The 15,006-nt window shown below is 73.5% G+C and carries 13 protein-coding genes and 1 pseudogene; 3 read left to right on the plus strand and 11 right to left on the minus strand.

Going from position 1 to position 15,006, the window contains the following annotated elements:
- Window positions 1–76: 76 nt before the first annotated feature.
- The 4 genes and pseudogenes from ACIHFE_RS19540 to ACIHFE_RS19555 all read right to left on the minus strand — a co-directional run.
- Window positions 77–2,080: an ABC transporter ATP-binding protein gene (locus ACIHFE_RS19540; RefSeq protein WP_400108183.1), complete on the minus strand. Its 2,004-nt coding sequence runs from the start codon at window positions 2,078–2,080 to the stop codon at window positions 77–79.
- A complete protein-coding gene (locus tag ACIHFE_RS19545) occupies window positions 2,077–2,559 on the minus strand; it encodes an NUDIX domain-containing protein (RefSeq protein ID WP_400108185.1) in 483 nt (160 codons plus the stop codon). The genes ACIHFE_RS19540 and ACIHFE_RS19545 overlap by 4 nt, the downstream gene beginning before the upstream one ends.
- Before the next feature lie 330 nt (window positions 2,560–2,889).
- Entirely contained in the window at window positions 2,890–3,822 is a 933-nt protein-coding gene (locus ACIHFE_RS19550; RefSeq protein WP_400108187.1) for a LysR family transcriptional regulator, read from the minus strand.
- Between the two features lie 175 nt (window positions 3,823–3,997).
- Window positions 3,998–4,267, minus strand: a pseudogene (locus ACIHFE_RS19555) (hypothetical protein); the annotation flags it as partial.
- A gap of 406 nt (window positions 4,268–4,673) precedes the next feature.
- Between ACIHFE_RS19555 and ACIHFE_RS19560 the strand changes: the two are divergent.
- Window positions 4,674–5,333 (plus strand): zinc ribbon domain-containing protein, encoded by a 660-nt coding sequence (locus ACIHFE_RS19560; RefSeq protein ID WP_400108189.1) that lies wholly within the window; start codon window positions 4,674–4,676, stop codon window positions 5,331–5,333.
- A gap of 267 nt (window positions 5,334–5,600) precedes the next feature.
- Here ACIHFE_RS19560 and ACIHFE_RS19565 read toward each other — a convergent pair whose 3' ends face one another.
- From ACIHFE_RS19565 to ACIHFE_RS19590, 6 genes are all read right to left on the minus strand, one after another.
- Window positions 5,601–6,407, minus strand: a complete 807-nt coding sequence (locus tag ACIHFE_RS19565; RefSeq protein WP_400108191.1) for an RNA polymerase sigma factor SigF — start codon at window positions 6,405–6,407, stop codon at window positions 5,601–5,603.
- Between the two features lie 108 nt (window positions 6,408–6,515).
- Window positions 6,516–7,451 (minus strand): anti-sigma factor RsbA family regulatory protein, encoded by a 936-nt coding sequence (locus ACIHFE_RS19570; protein WP_400108193.1) that lies wholly within the window; start codon window positions 7,449–7,451, stop codon window positions 6,516–6,518.
- Window positions 7,448–7,786: an STAS domain-containing protein gene (locus ACIHFE_RS19575; protein WP_400108195.1), complete on the minus strand. Its 339-nt coding sequence runs from the start codon at window positions 7,784–7,786 to the stop codon at window positions 7,448–7,450. The genes ACIHFE_RS19570 and ACIHFE_RS19575 overlap by 4 nt, the downstream gene beginning before the upstream one ends.
- A 66-nt stretch (window positions 7,787–7,852) precedes the next feature.
- A complete protein-coding gene (locus ACIHFE_RS19580) occupies window positions 7,853–8,104 on the minus strand; it encodes a WhiB family transcriptional regulator (protein WP_400108197.1) in 252 nt (83 codons plus the stop codon).
- Between the two features lie 32 nt (window positions 8,105–8,136).
- The gene (locus ACIHFE_RS19585; RefSeq protein ID WP_400108199.1) at window positions 8,137–9,366 is read right to left on the minus strand and encodes a sensor histidine kinase; all 1,230 of its coding nucleotides are present in this window, start codon (window positions 9,364–9,366) and stop codon (window positions 8,137–8,139) included.
- A 99-nt stretch (window positions 9,367–9,465) separates the two neighbouring features.
- Window positions 9,466–12,249 (minus strand): SpoIIE family protein phosphatase, encoded by a 2,784-nt coding sequence (locus ACIHFE_RS19590; protein WP_400108201.1) that lies wholly within the window; start codon window positions 12,247–12,249, stop codon window positions 9,466–9,468.
- A 116-nt stretch (window positions 12,250–12,365) separates the two neighbouring features.
- On the opposite strand from ACIHFE_RS19590, the gene ACIHFE_RS19595 reads away from it, so the two are divergent.
- Together ACIHFE_RS19595 and ACIHFE_RS19600 are read left to right on the plus strand one after the other, a co-directional pair.
- Window positions 12,366–13,379, plus strand: coding sequence for an SDR family oxidoreductase (locus ACIHFE_RS19595; RefSeq protein ID WP_400108203.1), 1,014 nt, complete (start codon window positions 12,366–12,368; stop codon window positions 13,377–13,379).
- Window positions 13,376–14,038, plus strand: coding sequence for an endonuclease (locus ACIHFE_RS19600; RefSeq protein ID WP_400108205.1), 663 nt, complete (start codon window positions 13,376–13,378; stop codon window positions 14,036–14,038). Before ACIHFE_RS19595 ends, ACIHFE_RS19600 begins: the two co-directional genes overlap by 4 nt.
- Window positions 14,039–14,059: 21 nt before the next feature.
- On the opposite strand, the gene ligD is transcribed toward ACIHFE_RS19600, so the two are convergent.
- The gene (gene ligD, locus ACIHFE_RS19605) at window positions 14,060–15,004 is read right to left on the minus strand and encodes a non-homologous end-joining DNA ligase (RefSeq protein ID WP_400108207.1); all 945 of its coding nucleotides are present in this window, start codon (window positions 15,002–15,004) and stop codon (window positions 14,060–14,062) included.
- Window positions 15,005–15,006 lie beyond the last annotated feature (2 nt).

The raw sequence follows: 15,006 nt of genomic DNA on the forward strand, positions 1-15,006 counted from the left end.
CATGGCTCACGGCCGGCGAGCGCCCCGGCGGGCAGCCCGTGCCGTCACCGGCCGCGCTGCCGCGCCGGGGCGCCGGTCACCGCTCCATGCCCGGGTGCGCCGGCGCGGCCGGGCGCCGCTGCCCGGGCAGTGCCGCGGGCCGGAACTGGCGGGCCTGCACCTCGTACAGTTCGCGGAACACGCCGGCCGGCGAGGTGTCCAGCAGCTCCTCGAAGGAGCCGCTCTCCCGCAACTCCCCTTTCTCCAGGACGTGGATGAGATCCGCGTACCGGACCGAGGCGAGCCGGTGGGTGATCAGGACGACGGTCCGGCCGCCGTCGGCGAGCTCGCGGATCTGCTCGAACACCTCCTGCTCGGCCCTGGCGTCCAGGGCCGAGGTGGGCTCGTCGACGATGAGGATGCCGGCGTCGCGGTAGCGGGCCCGGGCGATGCCCAGGCGCTGCCACTGGCCGCCGGAGAGCTGGTGCCCGCCCCGGTATCCCTTGGACAGCAGGGTGTCCCAGCCACGGGGCAGTCCGGCCACCATCGCGCCGGCGCCCGCGTGGCGGACGGCCTCCTCCAACGCCCGCTGGTCGACCGGGCGTTCCGGGCGGCCGATGGCCACATTCATCCGGCAGGTGAAGGGCCAGCGGTGGAAGTCCTGGCCGACCATGGCGAAGCGGGCGAACAGCTGGGCGCGGTCCAGTTCGCGGGCGTCCACACCGTCCCAGAGGATGCGGCCGGCATCCGGCTGGTAGAGGCCGGCGAGCAGCTTGGCGACCGTGGTCTTGCCGGATCCGTTCTCGCCCACCAGGGCCACCACCTTCCCGACCGGGAAGTCCAGGGTCACCGACTTCAGCGCCGGGCGCGGGGCCGCCACGTCCTGGTCCTCACCGGCCCGGTCCTCATCGGCGGGGTAGCCGAAGGTGACCCGGTCGAAGCGGATCAGCGACAGTCCGTCCGGGACCGGGCGGCCGCCTTCCGGGATGGCCCACCGCTCCGCGTCGGCCAGCAGCCGTTCGAGGTCCTGGACGTAACACGCCTCCTCGGAAAGGCTGTTGACCTGGAGAACCAGGGCGGACAGGCTCTGCCCGCCGGTGCGCACCGCGAGGACGGCGGTGCCGGCCACCGACAGGGCCATCACCCCGGTGGAGAGGAGAACCCCCAGCGACAGGTAGGTCAGCAGGGCGGCCGCTCCGGTCAGGGCGGAGGCGGCCAGCCGGACCCGGGCCGCCTGGCCGGCCAGCCGCGACTGCTCGGCCTCCGAGGCCTCCGACATCTCCCGGAAGTGGCGCAGGATGAACGGGCCGACGCCATGGACCCGGATCTCAGGGGCGGGATCGGGGCGCAGCAGCGTCTGGCTCAGCAGCCGGCCGGCCCGTGAGTGCTGCATCCAGCGCAGGTAACTTCCGTACCGGGCCCGTGAGTTGCGCAGTGACGCCCAGGACCGGGGCACGGTCATCAGCACCAGCAGGGGCAGCAGCACCGGGTGCAGCGCGGTGAGGACTCCGGCGGCGGCGACAAAGCTCACCAGGGAGCCGATGACGCCGGTGCACACCTTGACCATGCGCCGGGCCGCCGCGGCGCCGTACTGCGCGGAGTCCATCAGCCGGTTGAAGTCGGTGTCCTCGATCGCCGCCAGCTCCACTCCGGTCACCCGGTCCAGATAGAGCTCGGTGGCGGCCCGTTCGACCTTTGGCTCCAGCCGGCCCGTACCGGAGGTGGAGGCCGAGGTCGCCAGGGCGCCGATGATGCCGGTGACGGCCACGCCCAGCATGGCGGGGACGGCCGACTGCACCCGGTGCCCGATGGTGCCGGCGGCCAGTACGGTGGCCAGCATGCTGTTGACGGCCATCAGGCCGATGGCCTGGCTGGTGCCCTGGATCAACTCCCCGGCGCCGACGGTCCACAGGGCGCGGCGGTCGGCGCGCCAGGCCAGCCGGCCGGTGAAGGCGACCAGGCGGGGCAGCCGCCGGGCCATCGCCCACAAGGACATCTCGAAGTACGCCTTGTTGTGCTCGGCCCACCGGGCGTCATGCAACAGCGGTCCACCGAACAGGAGTCGCTCCGAGGGGGACCCTTCCTGGTGCTCGTTCCTCACGCCCGGCCTCCCGTCGCCGGCCAGCCGTGGACGGAGGCCAGCGCGCCGGCGCAGAACTGGGTCAGGACGGCGGCGGTGTACGGCACACAGTCCGCCGGTGGCCGGGCGGGGTCGGCCCACACCAGGGCCGAGCACCGGTCCGGCTCGCGGTTGGCGGGCTCGCCGGACCACCGCTGGGCGGTGAAGACCACTCCCAGCCGGCCTTCGCCGTCCCGCGGGTCGCGGTGGTGGAGCAGATGGCAGAACTCCAGGTCCCGCGGGGCGATCCGGACGCCGGTCTCCGCGCCGACCTCGCGCAGCGCACCGCCCATCATGGTCTCGTCGCGCTCCAGACGCCCGCCGGGCGGGGCGAGCAGCCCGGCGGCGTACGGTTTTCCGGTCCGGCGGAGCAGCAGGACCCGGCCGTCGTCGCGGTGCATCAGCACCATCACATGGACCAGGGGCCGATAGCGGACCCGCTGATCGTGTTCGAATCGCAAACGCACCTCCGTGGCATTCGCCGGCCGGGCTTGGCGGTGATGCATAAACCCTCCTCGTTGACTGGTGGATCGGACGAGTGATCGGGAAAACGGCCCCCGTAGGGAGCCGGTCACGGCCTGCCGGGGGCGCTGTGTCGGCCAGGAATTCGAGGGGCTGTCAACCGGCCCGGAACCATGGGGCGGGCGCCCCGGCGGCGCCTGTGCGATTCACTCCTCGGTGGCCGCTCACCCGATCCGGGCATTGCTTCGCTGCCGAAAACGATCAATGGGCGGGGGTGTGCCCGACGCTTCCGGAAAGACGGCGGGCGCTGTTTGCAGACGGAGCCGGCGTCAGGTGTGCTGCCCGTCCCGGGAGGCGGCGCGGCCGTCCCCGACCGCGCCGGCGACCGTTTCGGCGACGGTTTCGGCGAAGGCCCGGGCGAGCGGAGGGAGCGCGTCCCAGCGGCGCACGGCCCAGCCGACGGAGAGCGGGGGCAGGTCCGGGACGGGGACGAGGCGCAACGGCCCGTCGCCGGGGGCGGGCAGGCCCGGGAGGGCGGGCACCACCGCGTGTCCCAGGCCGAGTTCGGCCAGGAGCAGGGCCGTGTCCCAGTCGGCGACGCTGGTGTCCGAACCGGCTTGGACACCCAGTTCGGTGAGGGCGGCGTCCAGTTGGGTGCCGGAGGCGGAGTGGGGCGGCAGCCGGACCAGCGGAACTCCGGCGAGCTCCGTGGCGTCGATGTGTGACCGGGCCGCGAGCGGGTCGCCGGCCCGTACTGCGAGCACCCAGGGCAGGCGGACGACGGGCCGCTGCCCGATGCCGCGGACCGGGGCGCCGATGGTGATCCAGGCCAGGTCCAGTTCGCCGCAGAGCAGGGCGTCGAAGCATCGGCGACCGGAGGTCTCGGTCCGGAACTCCAGGCTCACCCGGGGGTATCGGCGGCGGAAGGCGACGATCGCCTCGGCCATGAAGTGCCGTACGGTCGTGCCGCCGGTGGCGATGCGCACCGAGCCGGTTTCGCCGTTGACCAGATCGCCCAGGCGGCGCAGGGCCAGATCGAGCCCGGCGAGCCCGTCGGCGGCGGCCTCGTAGAGGATGCGGCCCGCCGCCGTGGGCACCACACCGCGTGGCCGGCGCTCCAGCAGACTGATGCCGGTCTCCCGCTCCAGCCGCTTCACATGCTGGCTCACCGCCGACTGGGTGCAGGTCAGGTCCCGGGCCACGGCGCTGAGGCTGCCGGCCCGGCACACGGCTATGAACACACGTAGATCATCGAGAGTCACAGGACCCAGCAAGACCCAAGCGATGCCTTGGGTCAAGTGAGTAATCCCCAGGATTGACTGGACACTTGGGTGCCACGAGGATCGACGCAGGGCCCAGGCGGCAACCCGTCCGGTGTCTTCGTGGGAATCCGGATCAGGCGAAGACGACCGGACGGGTGCCGACCGTCGCGCGCGGTCAGTGCCCGGCGGTGGCCGTGGGCCGCAGGCGGACCCGGGCGGTGGGAGGTATCGACTCCCTCGCGGCGCCGGTGTCCAGAGGGCGGTATCCGAGGCCGTCGGACGGCTCGTACTCCCAGTCCAGCGCACGTGCCGGCACGCCGGTGACCGGGTGGTCGCGGTAGTAGCGGGCCCAGTCGGGCCAGCGCCAGGTGCGGTTCTCGCCGGCCAGGGCGGTGAGCCGGAGCCGTTCCGCGGCCAGGGTCGCCACGATGTCCTGGGCGCGGCGCCGGTAGCCGGTGGGGGGAGCGGAAGGGGGCCGTGGTGCGGGTGGCGGTGCCGTCCTCCTCGATCCAGTCGACGGTCACCTGTCCGGTGTTGTGCACGGTGATGACCGCGTTCAGGGCGGCGTTCCACCACAGCACGCCACGGCCGATCCAGCCGACCGTCAGTGCCCTGCCGGCCGCCGGCCCATGCCGGGGCACGGTGCGTTCGGCCGGCTCGTGTGAGCCAGCCGGCGGCGAGGGTGACGCCGATCGCCAGACTCCGGGCCGGGGAGGGGGACTTGGCCGTGCCCGGCCATGAGGTCCGCCGGTTCCGTGCGAATGTGCGACACTTCCGGCACCGGAACCGGACCAGCGGCATGGGCGTCGTCCGGCTGGGATGCAGTCATGGCCACATCGGGGGAGCGAGCGGTGAGCAACGAGATCTACTTTGCCCACAATTACCGGGATCTGTGCGAGCAGCATGGCACGGCGGCGGGCTTCCAGTTCGAGTTCTCCTGCTCCCGCTGCTACGACACCTGGCGCTCGGCCTTCGAGCCGTACCGGGGAGGCCGGCTGGCCGGCTGGCTGAACAAGGGCGTGGGCGCGGCCTCCGGGCTGCTGGGCCGGGTGGCCGGGGAGATCAGCACCGCCGCCGACGGGCTGGCGGGTTCGAGCTGGGGCAGCTCCCGGGACGCGGCCTTCCAGCGTGCCATCAGCGCCGCCCAGGGCCACTTCAACCGGTGTGCCCGGTGTGCCGGTTATGTCTGCGGCCGCTGCTGGCACCCGCAGCAGGGCATCTGCTTCACCTGCGCCCCCGACACCGCCGGCGAGATGCTGGCCGCCCAGCAGCGGGGCGTCAACGACATGGTGACCCAGCGGGCCTACGACGAGGGGCAGCGGCGCGGTCAGGAGCATGACGTACGCACCCCACGGCAGTTGGTCTGCCCGCACTGCCGCACCGAGACCCATGGCGGCCGGTTCTGTATGGGCTGCGGTCAGCAACTGGCCCAGCAGATCCCCTGCGCAGGCTGCCAGGCGCCGCTGCCGGAGGGGGCCGCCTTCTGCCCGGGATGCGGGCGGCGCAGCTAGGGCCTTTCTGACGGCTCTTGACCAGCCGCTCGCAGGCACGGACGCAGCGCGCTGGTTCGCCATGGCGCGGCTCAAGGTCCGTCAGACGCAACCTGGACTGCGAGGTCAGGCCAGGAGCGGCGCCCGGTCCCACTCGGGTCCGGCGCCGGTGGCGGTAGCCGACAGGATCGGGGCCCGCGAGCCCCAGGGTGGCCTGGTGCAACTCCTCGGCCAGGGTGCGCAGTCGGCCGTCGTCGGCGGGGGGAGGGGCCGGAGCGGCGGAGGTGCTCAGGAGCAGTCCGCCAGCATCTCCTGCCGCAGCCGGCCCACGATGCGGGAAAGCAGCCGGGAGACATGCATCTGGGAGAGCCCCAGGTGTTCGCCGATCTGTGCCTGGGTCAGCTCCTCGACGAAGCGCAAGTGCAGTATCCGGCGGTCGCGTTCGCCCAGGCCGGCGATGAGCGGGGACAGGGACTGGAAGTTCTCCACGAGCTCCATGGCCGGGTCCTCCTCGCCGATCACATCGGCGAGTGCCGGCTCCCCGTCGCCGCCGGGGGTGGCGTCCAGGGAGGCCGAGGTGTAGCCGTTGGCGGCCACCCGGGCCTCGATGACCTCCTCCTCGCTGAGCCGCATGGCCGTGGCGAGTTCGCCGACGGTGGGGGAGCGGCCCAGGCGGCTGTGCAACTCATCGGTGGTCTTCGCCAGTTCCACCCGGGCCTCCTGAAGGCGCCGGGGAACGTGCACGGCCCAGGAGGTGTCCCGGAAGAACCGCTTGATCTCGCCGATGATGTAGGGGATGGCGAAGGTGGGGAACTCCACCTCGCGGGAGAGCTCGAACCGGTCGATCGCCTTGATCAGGCCGATGGTGCCGACCTGGATGATGTCCTCCATCTCATCGGCGCGGTTGCGGAACCGTCCGGCGGCGTAGCGCACCAGCGGCATGTTCATCTCGATGAGGGTGTTGCGCGCGTACTGGTACTCGGCCGTGCCCTCCTGGAGGACGGAGAGCCGGTCGAAGAAGAGCTTTGACAGAGCGCGCGCGTCCCGGGGCGCCACCTTGCCCGGGTCGGTGACCTCCGGCAGTCCCGTCGTCATGGATGCCGTCACCACAGACATATTCCCTCCCGCTCGTCGGTGTGTGAGCGGCGCTTGCCCACTTCGCGGGAGTTCATGCGGGGAATTTCGCCGGGCCGGTGCCGGGGGTCAGCGCCGCACCCAGCAGCGGGTGAGGGTGGCGCCGGGGCGGGTGTGGGTGTGCACCAGGTCGCTGAGGTAATGGACCAGCAGCAGGCCGCGGCCGCCGGGCCGTTCCGGGGTCGGCGGGCGGCGGCCCGCCAGTGGATCGGTGTGGTGGCCGCGGTCCGCCACCTCCCACACCAGGTGACCGTCCTCGGCCCATACCCGCACCGTGCCGGAGCCGCCGCCGTGCACCACGCTATTGGTGGTCAACTCGGCCACGGCCAGCGCCAGATCGTCCAGCGCGGCCGGGGACAGGCCCAGGGCCCGGGCCCGGTCGACCACAAAGCGGCGGGCATCGGGCAGGCGGGCGGCGTCGAAGGGGAAGCGGGCGGGTGGCCCGGGCGGGGGCGCGGGCGGGCGGTTGTAGGCGGCGATGACCTGGTCGGGGGCGTAGCGGTCGCTGGGCCGGGCCCGGCCGTCCCGGATGATCAGGGGATGGGTGGCATAGGCGTCCACCAGCGCCCGGGGGCTGAGCCGGCGGGTGTCATAGGGGCACAGGATGGTCACCCGGCGCCCGGCGAAGGCATGGTTGATCAGGGCCTCGTGCTGGGCGCAGGCCGGATACTCGGCGGCCGAGCGGCCGGCCCACACCGGCTCGCCGATGATGCGGACCGGCCGGTCGGGGTGGGCGTCGGCGAAGGCGCGCAGCACCCGGGGGATGATCCGCCCCGGATTACGGCCGGCCTGCTCCATGTCGATAAAGCGCACCGCCCTGCCCTCCGTGCCCAGTTCGGCGCGCAGCAGCTCCAGGCCGGCCGCCGGCACGGCCACCGCCACGGGTTCTCCGGCGGCCAGCCCGGCCCGGATGAACGAGGTGGTGCCCGCCAGGTATTCGGCCTGGTCCCGGTAGAACAGCGCCGGGTGGACAAAGGGGTCGGGCGGGGTCGTCGGCTTGCTCACAGGGTCACCTCGATCGCCGGCAGGTCGGACCAGAACGCTTCCAGGGCGCGCCGCAGCGAGGGCGGCGGCCGGTCGACGATCAGGCGCCGGCCGTGGCCCAGGCGTTGGGCGGTCAGCGCCAGGGCCGCGGTCCCGGCGACGTCCACAAAGGTCACCAGGGAGAGCTCCAGATACACCGGGTCGGCCCGGCCCGGCAGGGTGGCCAGCGCACCCTCCCAGGCGTGGCGGGTCGGCAGGCTCACCTCGCCCGCCAGGCCGAGCCCGGCCCGTTCGCAGAGCGGCCAGACGTCCAGGGCGGCGCGGTACGGTGACCACCCGGCCGAAATGTCTGTCATGTTCACCCCCAAGCTGGGTTGTCCGGGCCAGTATCGCCCAGCGCCACCACCCCGGGGGAGTACGGATCAACCGGCCGCGGACAGCCGCCGGGACCGCGCCCGGTGCAGCAGCCGGCGCTCCTTCTCGCTGGTGCCGCCCCACACTCCGTGCTCCTGCCCGTGGTCCAGGGCCCAGCGCAGGCACTGTCCGCGCACCGGACAGCCCCGGCAGACCGACTTGGCCTCCTCGGTCTGCCGCACGGCCGGGCCGCAGGTGCCCACCGGGAAGAACAGGTCGGGATCCTCGTCCCGGCAGGCGGCATGGTGTCGCCAGTTCACGGTGATCGCTCCCTCGCGTGATCGGTCCTCCGCTACGCCTCGCCCGGAGCGGCGGAAATATCCCTGTCGTCATGGGGGCTGGGCAGCGCCCGGGGATTGGGCAGTGAGAAGCGCACCTCGTACCCGGCGGGTTCGATGGGTCCGGCGCGGAAGGTGCCGCCGTAGACGGTGACCCGCTCCCGCATCCCGATCAGGCCATGGCCGCCACCGGGCACCGGTTCCGGGGCGGTTCCCGGTTCGCCCCCGTCGTCGCGGACCGTGATGGTGAGCGATTCGGCGGAGTGGTCCAGGCTGATGCTGACGCGGGCCCGCCCGGCGTGCTTGAGCACATTGGTCAGCGCCTCCTGGACGATCCGGTAGGCGCACAGATCGGCGCCGGGCGGCAGCGGCCGTGCGGGGCCGCCGGCGCGGATCTGCACCGTCAGCCCGGCGATCCCCATCCGCTCGGCCAGCGCGGGCAGTTGGGCCAGCCCGGGGGAGGCGGCACCGTCCGGCCCGCCGGGACCCTGGCCGTCCTGCCGGGAGACCCGCAGGATCCGTAGCAGCCCGCGCATCTCCTCCAGGGTCTGGGAGGCGGTGCTGGTGACGGTGTCCAGCGCCGCGCGCGCGGTGGGCGGGTCGGAGTCGAAGACATAGCGGGCCAGCGACCCCTGGACCGAGAGCACCGACAGATGGTGGGCCACCACATCGTGCAGCTCCCGGGCGATGCGCATCCGCTCCTCGGTCACCGCGTGGCGGGCCCGGGCGGCCTGCTCCACCTGCAACCGGCGGGTCAGTTCGGCCAGTCGCACGGCCCGCTCCTGGCTCTGCCGGACGGTGTGCCCGATGACCCAGGCCAGCCCCACCACCAGCAGCGTCTCGGCGGTGGCCACCGGGAAGGACACCGCCCGGGCACGCACCACGCTGAACTCGACGGCGGCCAGGGCGGGCACGGCCGCCGCCGCCGAGGTGCCCGGCGGCCGCAGGGTGACCAGGCTGAAGAAGGCCAGCACCGTCCCCCAGACGCTGACCGAGGGCTGGTAGCCGGCCGCCGTATAGGCCGTCAGCCCGGCCGCGCAGCACAGCAGCGCGGTCCATGGCGCCCTGCGGCGCAGGGCCAGCGGCAGATTGGCCACTCCGGTGAGCGCCACCGCCCGGGCGCCGAACCGGGGCCAGCCCTCGGGGTGGTACTGGCGGGCGAAGGACACGGCGACCGCCGTCAGCGACACCGCGATCGTGATGTCGATGACCGCCCGCAGCGCGGGAGACCTGCCGATCTGCATCCGCGCAGTGTACGGGCGGCCCCTGGAACCCTCACGGCGGCGGGAGTCCGGCCGCGGCGCGACGGGAGTCCTGCCTCGGCGCGGTGGGGGCCCGGCCCTTCAGCGCAGCGGGAGTTCGGCCCAGATGATCTTTCCTTCGGCGGTGTAGCGGGTGCCCCAGCGGTCGGCGAGCTGGGCGACCAGGAACAGACCGCGGCCGCCCTCGTCCTCGGCGGCGGCGTGCCGCAGATGGGGCGAGGTGCTGCTGGTGTCGGCGACCTCGCAGATCAGCGAGCGGTCGCGCAGCAGGCGGACCCGGATCGGGCCGGAGGCATGGCGGATGGCATTGGTGATCAGTTCGCTGAGGATCAGTTCGGTGGTGAACACCGCCTCCATCAGGCCCCATTGGGTCAGCCGCTCGGTGACCTCGGCCCGGGCCCGGCCCACCACCGCGGGGTCGGCGGGCAGTTCCCACTCGGCGATATGGTCGCTCGCCAGCACCCGGGTCCGGGCCACCAGCAGGGCGATGTCATCGGTCTGGCGCGGCGGCAGCAGCGCCTCGAGCACCGCCTCACAGGTGTCGTGCGGCGAACGGCCCTGCTGCCGCAGGGTCTCGGTGAGCAGCCCCAGCCCGGTGTCGATGTCCCGCTCCCGGTCCTCCACCAGTCCGTCGGTGTAGAGCACCAGACTGCTGCCCTCGGGCACCGTGAACTCCAGGGACTCGAAGGGCAGTCCACCCAGGCCCAGCGGGGGACCGGCGGGCAGCTCGGGGAACTCCACGCTGCCGCCGGGGCGCACCAGCGCCGGCAGCAGATGGCCGGCCCGGGCCATCGAACAGTCCCCGGTGGTGGGGTCGTAGATCGCGTACAGGCAGGTGGCGCCCGCCACCGGCGGCAGCTCCTCGTCCACACCGGCCGCCTCCTGGTCGATCCGGGCCACCAACTCGTCGAGGTGGCCCAGCAGTTCGTCCGGCGGCAGGTCCAGGGTGGAGAAGTTCTGCACCGCGGTGCGCAGCCGGCCCATGGTGGCGGCGGCATGCAGGCCATGGCCCACCACATCGCCCACCACCAGCGCCACCCGGGCCCCCGGCAGCGGGATGACATCGAACCAGTCGCCGCCCACCCCGGCCTGGGCGGGCAGATAGCGGTAGGCGACCTCCAGCGCGTTCTGCTCCGGCAGGTCGCGCGGCAGCAGACTGTGCTGGAGGGTGACGGCCAGGGCGTGCTCCCGGGTGAACCGGCGGGCGTTGTCGATGCACACCGCCGCCCGGGCGGCCAGCTCCTCGGCCAGCGACAGATCATCGTCCTCGAAGGGCGGACTGCCCTGGGTGCGCCAGAAGTTGGCGATGCCCATCAGCACCCCGCGGGCCCGCAACGGCACCGTGATCATCGAATGGAAGCCATAGTCCAGCACCGCCTGGGTGCGCTCCGGATCCTGGGTGCGCCAGCCCAGATCGGTGCCCAGATCGGGCACCAGCACCGGGCGCCCGCTGACAAAACCGGTGGCCTGCGGGGTGGGCGCGGCAAAGGTCACCAGGTCGCCCGCCGGATAGAGCGGGTGGTCGTCCCGCGGCCCGGTGAGCGCCACCCGGCGCAGCACCGCCTGCCGGCCGCGCAGCCCCATGCCCATCGCGGGTTCCTCGCCGCGCAGCACCGGCTCCGCCAGGTCGACGGTGGCGTAGTCGGTGAAGCCGGGTGAGGCCACCTGGCTGAGCTCCCAGGCGGTCTGCTCGATGTCCAGGGTGGTGCCGATGATCACGCTGGCCTCGTAGAGCAGCCGCAGCCGGCTGCGGGCCGTCTCGGCCCGGCCCGCCAGGGCACGCAGCTCGGTGGAGTCCCGCAGGGTGGCCACCGAGCCGGCCGGGCCGCCCCGGCGCTCGATGGGCCGGTTGTTCACCGCCAGCAGCCGGTCGCCGACCGGGATCACCTCGTCGGAGGCCACCCGGCAGGAGGCCAGCAGCTCGGCCATCCGGGGCTCCAGGCCCAGTTCGGTGACCGGGCGGCCCTCGGCGTCCGCCTCCAGGTCCAGCAGCCGGCGCGCCTCGTCGTTGGCCAGCAGCACCCTGCCCTCGGCGTCCACGATCAGCACGCCCTCGCGCACCGCGTGCAGCACCGCGTCGTGGTGTTCGTACATCTGGGTCATCTCGTCCGGGCCCAGGCCATGGGTCTGCCGCCGCAGCCGCCGGCTCACCAGCGCGGTGCCGCCGGTGGCCAGCGCCATCGCGGCCACCCCGGCGACCAGCACCAATGGCAGCTGCCGGTCGAAGGCGCTGCTGACCGCACTGACCTTGAGGCCGGCCGAGACCATGGCGACCACCCGGGCGTGCGGGTCGGTCTGCGGGTCGGTGACCGGCACGATGGCCTGCACCTCTTCGCCCAGCGGGCCCTGGACGGTCTCCACGGTGATCCGGCCCTGCTGGGACGGGCCGATGGTGCCGATGAACTTCTTGCCGATCCGCTGCGGCATGGGGTGGGTGTAGCGGATGCCATCCCGGTTCATCACCACGATGAAGTCCACCCCGCCCTGTTTGCGGGCGGCCTCGGTGAGCGGCTGCAGGACGGCACTGGGGTTGGGGGTGCGCAGGGTGGCCAGCAGGCCGGGGGAGTGGGCATAGGCCTCAGCGGCGGCCAGCGAGCGGCTGCGCGCCGCGGAGAAGCGGTCGCTGCGGGCCTGCAGCAGCAGGGCCGCCACCGCGGCCACCACCAGCAGCAGCACGATCAGCACTTGGAGCACAAACATCTGACCGGCGACGCTGCGGACGCTTCTCACCCACCGCAGGCGCCGCCCCGGCGCCGGCTCCCGCGAGCCTGGGCGCCCCTGTGGCCGCTCACGTCGGCCGGCCGGGCGCCGACCGTCCAACCAGCGGCCCCAGGCTCCTTGGGAGCGGCCCCGGATTCGGGCCATACCCCCATGTCTACCCCGGCCCCCTCTCCGGCGCGAACGAAGCGCACCAGGAGGGGCAACCCCCGCCATGGCCGGCCGCCCGGTTTGCGGTCACCGCCGCCGGGTACCCGGCGGCGGTGACCAGAAGCCGCACACCACAGGTCGTCGTTGTGACAGGGGCGAGTGGCGGGGTAGGGCGTGCCACCGCCCGGGCCTTCGCCGCCCGCGGAGCCAGGGTCGCCCTGCTGGCGCGGGGCAGTACCGGGCTGTCCGCCGCCGCCCAGGACGTGGAACGGGCCGGCGGGCGGGCGCTGAGCCTGGTGGTGGACATGGCCGACGCTGCGGCCGTGCGGGAGGCCGCGAACCGGGTGGAGGAGGAGTTCGGGCCGGTGGACGTCTGGGTGAACAACGCCTTCGCCACCGTCTTCGCGCCCTTTGTAGAGATCGACCCGGAGGAGTTCCGCCGGGTCACCGAGGTGACCTACCTGGGCTATGTGCACGGCACCCAGGCCGCGCTGTCCCGGATGTTCCCCCGCGACCACGGCACCATCGTCCAGGTCGGCTCGGCGCTGGCCTACCGGGGCATCCCCCTGCAGTCCGCCTACTGCGGGGCCAAGCACGCCATCCAGGGCATGAACGAGTCACTGCGCTGTGAACTGCTGCACCAGCGCAGCAAGGTGCGCACCACCATGGTCCAGCTGCCGGCGGTGAACACCCCCCAGTTCCGCTGGGCGCTGTCCCGGATGCCGCACCGGCCGCGGCCGCTGCCGCCGGTCTACCAGCCCGAGGTGGCCGCCCGCGCGGTGCTGTACGCCGCCGACCACCCCCGGCGCCGGGAATGGTGGGTGGGCGGCAGCACCACGGCCACCCTGCTGGCCAACGCGGTGGCACCGGGGCTGCTGGACCGCTATCTGGCCAGGACCGCCTTCGCCGCCCAGCAGACCGAGGAAGCCGCCGACGAGGATGCCCCGGTGAACCTGTGGAGCCCGCTGGACGGGCCGGACGGGCATGACTTCGGCGCCCATGGCACCTTCGACCAGGTCATCGGCCACAGCCCGCAGCAGTGGCTGTCCCGCCACCGCGACACCCTGGCCCTGGCCGCCGTGGGCGCCGCCGCCCTGGCCCTGGCCCGCCGCCGGGCCGCCCGGTGAGCGCCACGGACGACCAGCGCCGTACGGTGACCGCCCTGTTGCGCACCCATGGCCGTACCTATGCCGAGGAGGCGGGCATCGGACTGCGGGACACCCCGCAGCCGCTTTACCAACTCCTGGTGCTCTCCCACCTGTTGAGTGCCCGCATCCGGGCCTCGGTGGCGGTGGCGGCGGCCCGCTGCCTGTTCGCGGCGGGTATGAAGGACGCCCGGCGGATGGCCGAGGCAAGCCGGCAGCGGCGGGTGGACGCGCTGGGCGAGGGCGGCTACCGCCGCTATGACGAGCGCACCGCCACCCAACTCGGCGAGGAGGCCGAGCAGTTGCTGGAACGCCATGGCGGAGACCTGCGGCGGATGCGGCGGGCGGCGGACGGTGACGCGGACCGGCTGGCCGGGCTGCTGCGGGAGCTGCCGGGCATCGGCCCGGCCGGCGCGGACATCTTTCTGCGCGAGGTCCAGGGCGTCTGGCCGGAGGTCTTCCCCCGGATCGACGGCAAGGCCCTGCAGGGCGCCCAACGGCTGGGCCTGCCCGGCGATCCCGGCCCGCTGGCGCGGCTGGTCCGGCGCCAGGACGCGCTGGCGTTCGCCGCCGCGCTGGTCAGGGCCGCGCTGGAGAAGGAGGTCGCCGAGGAGGTGCGGGCGGCCGCCGCCGGGTCCTAGGGCACCCTGCCCGCACCACGGTCATCGCGGCCGCTCACGGACCACCTCCGTCGCGGGCTTGTCCTCCCGCAGGCCCAGGAAGCGCGGGTGACGCAGCTGCCCGGCCCGGGTCCACTCGGTGAAGCCGATCTGGGCGACCAGTTCGGGACGCACCCAGTGCGCGCCGCGCTCCCGGACCGGATCGGCGAACGGCGAGGCGGCGGCGCCCAGTTGGTCCAGCCGGTGCCGCAGCGAGCGCAGGGTGGCGGTGTCGAATCCGGTGCCCACCTTGCCCGCGTACCGCAGCCGCCCCTCCTGGTGGTAGCCCAGCAGCAGCGCCCCGAACCCGGTGCGGCTGCCCGCCGGTTCGGTGAAGCCGCCGATGACGAACTCCTGGCCGAGGCCGCACTTGAGCTTGAGCCACTCCGGCGAACGCCCATGGACATAGCGGGAGCCGGCGCGTTTGGCGATCAGCCCCTCCCAGCCCCGCCGGCAGGCGTCCGCCAGCAGCTGCCCGGCATCACCGGTGCGGTGCGGGGTGAAGCGCAGCGGCGGACCGAAGCCAACCGCCCCGCGCAGCAGGGACTTCCGGTCGCGCAGCGGCAGCACGGTGGTGTCCTGCCCGTCCAGGCGGAGCAGGTCGAACAGGTAGTAGGTCACCACGATGCCGCTGGCCCGGGCCTGCACCGGACTGGTGAGCTGCATCCGCCGCTGCAGCCGTTCGAAGTCGGTGCGGCCGCGGTGCAGCGCGACCACCTCGCCGTCCACGGTGAAGTCCGCGAAGAGCTGGGCGTCCAGCGCGTCCACCAGCTCCGGGTAGGTGCGGTTCAGCGGCTGCCCGCTGCGCGAGCGCAGCCGCACCTCGCCCCGGCGGCGGGCGGCCAGGACCCGTACCCCGTCCAGCTTCCGCTCGAAGAGCCAGCCCGTGTCGAAGGACCGGCGGTCGCTGAGCACCGCCAGCATCGGCGGCCCCATGTCCTCGTCCATGG

Source organism: Streptomyces sp. NPDC052396 (assembly GCF_044593195.1).
Taxonomy (GTDB): Bacteria; Actinomycetota; Actinomycetes; order Streptomycetales; family Streptomycetaceae; genus Streptomyces.

Excerpts from the sequence above, each read along its gene's own strand:
- ACIHFE_RS19565 (WP_400108191.1), bottom strand. The coding sequence starts at position 6,407 with ATGACGACGGGACTGCCGGAGGTCACCGACCCGGGCAAGGTGGCGCCC.
- ACIHFE_RS19575 (WP_400108195.1), bottom strand. The coding sequence starts at position 7,786 with ATGACAGACATTTCGGCCGGGTGGTCACCGTACCGCGCCGCCCTGGAC.
- ACIHFE_RS19585 (WP_400108199.1), bottom strand. The coding sequence starts at position 9,366 with ATGCAGATCGGCAGGTCTCCCGCGCTGCGGGCGGTCATCGACATCACG.
- ACIHFE_RS19590 (WP_400108201.1), bottom strand. The coding sequence starts at position 12,249 with ATGGCCCGAATCCGGGGCCGCTCCCAAGGAGCCTGGGGCCGCTGGTTG.
- ligD (WP_400108207.1), bottom strand. The coding sequence starts at position 15,004 with ATGGACGAGGACATGGGGCCGCCGATGCTGGCGGTGCTCAGCGACCGC.